We start from the raw sequence: 5,457 nt of genomic DNA, 5'->3' as shown, positions 1-5,457 counted from the left end.
GTTGTCGGATAAGATAATATTACCTTCTTTTTTTAAAATTGCAAGAAAATAATTTTTGTGAAAAAAGATACAAAAACAAGATGTTTTCCGTAAGCGTCTAAAACCCCCGAAAGGTGCAAAAAACACCTGGCGGGGGTGGGGTTAAGTCAAGTTCAGTTGAGCGTGTTCAAAAATGATTTTTCCGTCAATCATCGTCATGAGCGGTTTCGCTAAATAGTCGAGTGGGAAGTGACTCCATAGGACGAGATCCGCGTCTTTTCCGACCTCGATCGATCCGACGCGATCGTCCACACCGAGCGAGCGGGCTGGATGAATCGTGATCGCGCGCAAGGCGACATCGACCGGTAGACCTTCTCGTGCAGCTAGACCGGCACAGAGATTCAAGTACTGGACAGGGGTGTACGGATGATCGGTCGTAATGGAGATTTCAAGACCATGCTCATGAAGAATTCGATACGTTTCCCATGTCTTATTCTTCAGTTCGATTTTAGACTTTCGCGTGAAGGTGGGTCCGACCGTCACTTTTTCAATCGGTAATTGTTCCATCTCTTTTGCGACGAGATGACCTTCCGTACAATGTTCGATACGTAAATCGAGATCGAACTCTTCCGCAAAACGAATTGCGGAAAGAATATCATCTGCTCGGTGCGCATGTACACGAAGCGGCATTTTATGATCAAGGACCCGTTTGATCATCTGATGGGCGAACGTTTCGGAAACTCGTTGTGTCCGAACTTCAAGAAAGGCTTCGCGCAACATCCCCATGATGCCCATCCGTGTCAGTTCACCGGCGCGACCAGCACTATGGACACGCTTCGGGTTTTCACCGAGCGCCACCTTCAGACCCGCATACTTTCGAAGAATCATATCATCGATGAACCGTCCGTGCGTCTTGATGACACTCGTGACGCCGCCGATGATGTTCATGCTACCAGGCATGACTTGAACGGTCGTGATCCCGTGTTCGACGGCTTCCTTAAAGCCTTCATCCAGCGGATAGACGCCATCAATGGCACGCAGATGAGGAGTCATCGCGAAAATCGTCTCATTCGCATCATTTCCGACGGTTCCGGTACCTTCGTCATATAATCCGAGATGTGTATGGGCATCGATGAAACCGGGCAATAAAAAGTGACCTTCTGCTTCAATGACTTGATCGTTGTCTAAATGATCCAGTAATTCACCGATTTCAATGATTTTTCCATCACGAATACGGATGTCCCCGTAAAAACTGTCCGAAGTAATCGGATAGATATGTGCATTTCGAATTAAGATATCCAAGTATCGTCCACCCCTGTACTAGTTTGAATGCTCGATTGCTCGCAATGCATCCTTTAGTTCAGCATACCGAAACTTGTATCCGTTTTCGAGCGCTTTTTTCGGGATGACACGAGCTCCTTCTAGTACAATCGTACTCTTTTCACCGAGTGCGAGCTCTAACGCGAAGCGTGGCGCCGGGAGCCAGTGTGGGCGATGTAAGACTTTTCCGATCGTCTGTCCAAAACGGCGCATCGTCTCCGGGTGAGGCGCAGTGATGTTCAGTGGTCCTTCGACTGTCGGGGTCTCAAGTGCGAATAGGAATAAATCGACTAAATCATCGATGTGGACCCAGGAGACCCACTGTTTTCCGTCGCCCATCGTCCCACCACCAAACAAGACATAAGGCAGGCGCATTAACGGATAAGCGCCACCGGCTTTCGTTAAGACGACACCGATTCGTGGATGGACGAGTCGAATGCCAGCGTCGGCAATCGGACGGGCAAGATCTTCCCACGCGACACAGACATGACTTAAGAAGTCAGCGGTCGGTGGAAGGGGGTGATCTTCAGAGAAGGTTTGATGCCGATCTTGTCCGTAAATGCCAACCGCAGAAGCAGACAATACGACATTTGGCTTTTGATCGAGTGCTTCAACGATTCGAACGAGCTCCTTCGTCGTGCTGACGCGACTGTCGAGAATGACGCGTTTGCGTTCATCTGTCCAACGTCCGTCGTTGATCGAAGCACCAGCCAGATGAATGAATGCATCAACGCCCTCTAAGTGCTGTTCCGGTTTTGCGTCTTCTGTCATCCACTTGATATATGTGACATGCGCGTCATTTGCTTTCGGATGACGCGTTAAGATAAAGATATGATGTCCTTGCTCGAGTAAACGCTTCGTCAAGGCTTGACCAATCATACCGGTTCCACCGGTAATCGCAATGTTCATGTAATCCATCCTCCCTGAAATAAGTAAAAGTAGCTTCTTTCCATTTGTTCCCGTTCCATGGTTTCACTCAAACATAGACCTGCCTGTTCATGATATCGTAGAACTACTGAATCAGGTTAGGGGAGGGAACGACATGAAGATCAAACGGATCTCGACGCAGAAAAAGAACAGCGAACGATTCAATATCTATGTCGAGCGTGATGGCAAAGAAGAATATGCCTTTGCCGTAGACGTTGATATCTTAATTAAATACAATCTACAACGCGATAAGGAACTCGATGACGATTTCGTCAAGGAAGTGTTGACGGCTGAAGAACAGCAAAAAGCGTATCGTCTCTCGTTGAATCATTTATCGTACCGCATGCGGGCGACGAGTGAAGTCGTCGCCTATTTAACAGAGAAAGAGACACCGGAGCATGCGATCAAACATGCAATCGAGCGATTGACGGAGCAGCGCTATCTGGATGATCAACAGTTCGCACTTGCTTATACGGCAACGAAAAAAGCGACGACACCTCAAGGACCGGGACGGATTCGACGCGACCTTGAGGCATTGAAGATACCGAAGACGGCGATCGATGAAGCGATCGTGACGTTTACAAATGAAGAGGAATACGAAAAAGTCCTGAAGTTTTTGCGGCAAAAGCAAAAAGAGCTGCAACGGCGTTCCGTGCGGGAACTGACACAAAAGTTACAGATGACGCTCATGCAACGCGGATTCTCGTCCGACTTGATCAAGGCGGGCATCGAAGAGGTGTTTCGAGCTGAAGAAGGGGACGAAGAAGAACAAGCGGCCCTTTATCAAGCACGCAAGTATTATCCGAAATACCGGCAACTTGAACCGTTCGAACGCGAACAGAAAGTGAAACAAGCGCTCGTCCGAAAAGGATTTCCATACGGTCTAGCGGCTCAAGTCCTCGAACAAGTCAAAGAAGAAGAGGCGGAATAATAAAAGCAAGACGAAAAATTGACAATTATCCGACAATTGTGCTATTCTACGCACAGACTAAGAAAAGGAGGAACCGTCCTATGAAAAAGCCAATTGGTTTCACTCATATCCAACAGCTGAATACGACGGAGACTCTTGAGCACGTATAAGTAATTCATTTCATGTGCGAGCAAGGGGATTCGTCTCCCGAGCGCGCAGACGAACAAGAATGCATCATGCCCATTTCAAGGCATACTGATTCTCGGACTGCATCCGGAAATCCGTATGCCTTTTTGCGTGCTCGGAAAAAGTACTTCATTTCACAGTAAAGGGGGGACCCTCATGCGTTTATTTCGGCAATTGAGTTGGTTTCTAAAAGAACACAAATCATCGTATCTCGTAGCAGTCGTCTTATTGATCATCACCGGCTTCATCGATTTAACGCCGCCATGGCTGATCGGTAAGGTCATCGACGGATTGCGGTCGGGATCGATGGACCAGGCGACGCTCTTGCAATACGTCATCGGATTAACAGTCATTTCCATCGTTTCCTTCATCTTGACGTATCTGTGGTTAGCGAAATTATTCGGAACGGCATTTTTATTAGAACGGACACTTCGGAGTCGCTTCTTTACGCACTTATTGAAACTGACGCCGACGTTCTACCAAAAGAATCGGACGGGAGACTTGATGGCGCTCGCGACGAACGACTTGAAGGCGGTCGAGCGGACAGCCGGATTTGGTGTCTTGACGCTCGTCGACTCGTTGAACATGACGGCAATCACGCTCGTCGTCATGGGGGTGGCGATCGATTGGAAGTTGACGCTTGCTGCCTTGTTACCGATGCCCCTTCTCGCCTACGCGATGAATAAGCTCGGAAGTCAAATTCACGGACGTTTCATCACTGCCCAGGATTCATTTGGAACGATGAATGACCAGGTCGTCGAGTCGATTTCCGGACTGCGTGTCATCCGCTCGTTCGTACAAGAACCAGTCGATGTTAAACGGTTCGACGATGTCACGACGGATGTCTTTGAGAAAAATATGCACGTCGCAAAAATCGACGTCTTATTTGAACCGATCATCAAGCTGCTCGTTGGCTTCAGTTACTTGATCGGCTTATCGTTCGGGACATATCTCGTCTTTACGAACGACATCACGCTCGGACAATTGGTCGCCTTTAACATCTATCTCGGGATGCTGATCTGGCCGATGTACGCCTTTGGTGAATTGATCAATGTCATCCAGCGCGGAACAGCGAGTCTTGACCGCTTAGAAGCAACGATGCGAGTCAAACCGTTGATTGCTTCGACACCGCGGGAACACGTCGATCGCCCTGAACGGATCGAGATGAACGATTTGACGTTTACGTATCCAGAGACAGCCCATCCGGTCTTACGAGATTTGAATATGACGATCGAACAAGGAACAACGATCGGTATCGTCGGACCAACGGGATCCGGGAAAACGACGTTCTTGCGTCAATTCTTACGTGAGTATCCAATCGGACGGGATATGCTGACGGTCAACGGCGTACCGTATGAAGATGTTGCGCTAGAGACGGTTCGCGGATGGACCGGTTACGTCTCACAAGAACATTTATTATTCTCAAAATCCGTTCGGGACAATATTCTATTCGGTGCAGGTAAAGCGACAGAAGAAGAATTGCAGGAAGCGATTCGTCTCGCATCGTTTGAAAAAGATATCGAAACGCTGGAACAAGGACTTGAGACGATGGTTGGTGAACGTGGCGTCACGTTGTCGGGAGGACAAAAGCAACGTCTCTCGATCGCGCGGGCGATGTTAAAAAAACCAGAGTTGCTGTTGCTTGATGATTCACTATCAGCGGTAGACGCGAAAACGGAATCACATATCATTGATTCGATTCGATCGAATCGCCACCAATCCACGACATTGATTGTTGCCCATCGTTTATCGGCAGTAGCACATGCGGACGAAATCATCGTCTTGCAAGACGGAATGATTTCTGAACGAGGAACACATGACAGCCTGATGGCACAAAATGGCTGGTACGCTCAACAATTCGAGCGACAAAGTGAAGAGATGTAAGGAGGTGCCTCTGCATGAATGAATTAGAATTATACCAACTCGATCCGGCACGTCGGAAGACGACGATCCGTTCGTTGATCCGCTATGCGATGCATGAGAAACAAGCGATCTTTTTAGGATTATTTTTACTCGTACTGGCAGTCGGAGCGGAATTGACAGGTCCGTATATCGCCAAAGTCATCATTGATGAACATATCGTGGCAATTGAGAAGGACTGGGTCTGTCTCTTATACACATCTCCGAGCCCACGA

4 protein-coding genes and 1 pseudogene are annotated in these 5,457 nt (G+C 48.3%); 3 read left to right on the top strand and 2 right to left on the bottom strand.

Annotation, left to right across the window (positions count from 1 at the left end):
• Positions 1-141: 141 nt before the first annotated feature.
• Both F8N00_RS15890 and F8N00_RS15885 read right to left on the bottom strand, forming a co-directional pair.
• Positions 142-1,281, bottom strand: coding sequence for an amidohydrolase (locus tag F8N00_RS15890; RefSeq protein WP_055966708.1), 1,140 nt, complete (start codon positions 1,279-1,281; stop codon positions 142-144).
• An 18-nt stretch (positions 1,282-1,299) separates the two neighbouring features.
• Positions 1,300-2,208 carry a TIGR01777 family oxidoreductase gene (locus F8N00_RS15885; RefSeq protein WP_055966711.1) on the bottom strand — a complete coding sequence of 303 codons (909 nt, stop codon included), beginning with the start codon at positions 2,206-2,208 and terminating at the stop codon, positions 1,300-1,302.
• Between the two features lie 133 nt (positions 2,209-2,341).
• On the opposite strand from F8N00_RS15885, the gene F8N00_RS15880 reads away from it, so the two are divergent.
• The 3 genes and pseudogenes from F8N00_RS15880 to F8N00_RS15870 form a co-directional block, all read left to right on the top strand.
• The gene (locus F8N00_RS15880; protein WP_058705034.1) at positions 2,342-3,157 is read left to right on the top strand and encodes a RecX family transcriptional regulator; all 816 of its coding nucleotides are present in this window, start codon (positions 2,342-2,344) and stop codon (positions 3,155-3,157) included.
• A 321-nt stretch (positions 3,158-3,478) separates the two neighbouring features.
• The gene (locus F8N00_RS15875) at positions 3,479-5,206 is read left to right on the top strand and encodes an ABC transporter ATP-binding protein (protein ID WP_055966714.1); all 1,728 of its coding nucleotides are present in this window, start codon (positions 3,479-3,481) and stop codon (positions 5,204-5,206) included.
• A gap of 14 nt (positions 5,207-5,220) precedes the next feature.
• A pseudogene (locus F8N00_RS15870) lies at positions 5,221-5,457 on the top strand (hypothetical protein); the annotation flags it as partial.

The organism is Exiguobacterium sp. A1_3_1 (genome assembly GCF_048985645.1).
GTDB lineage: Bacteria > Bacillota > Bacilli > Exiguobacteriales > Exiguobacteriaceae > Exiguobacterium_A > Exiguobacterium_A indicum.
This window is presented reverse-complemented; position numbering and strand designations above follow the sequence as displayed.

Coding starts and splice junctions, on each gene's coding strand:
- F8N00_RS15885 (WP_055966711.1), bottom strand. CDS start 2,208: ATGAACATTGCGATTACCGGTGGAACCGGTATGATTGGTCAAGCCTTG.
- F8N00_RS15880 (WP_058705034.1), top strand. CDS start 2,342: ATGAAGATCAAACGGATCTCGACGCAGAAAAAGAACAGCGAACGATTC.
- F8N00_RS15875 (WP_055966714.1), top strand. CDS start 3,479: ATGCGTTTATTTCGGCAATTGAGTTGGTTTCTAAAAGAACACAAATCA.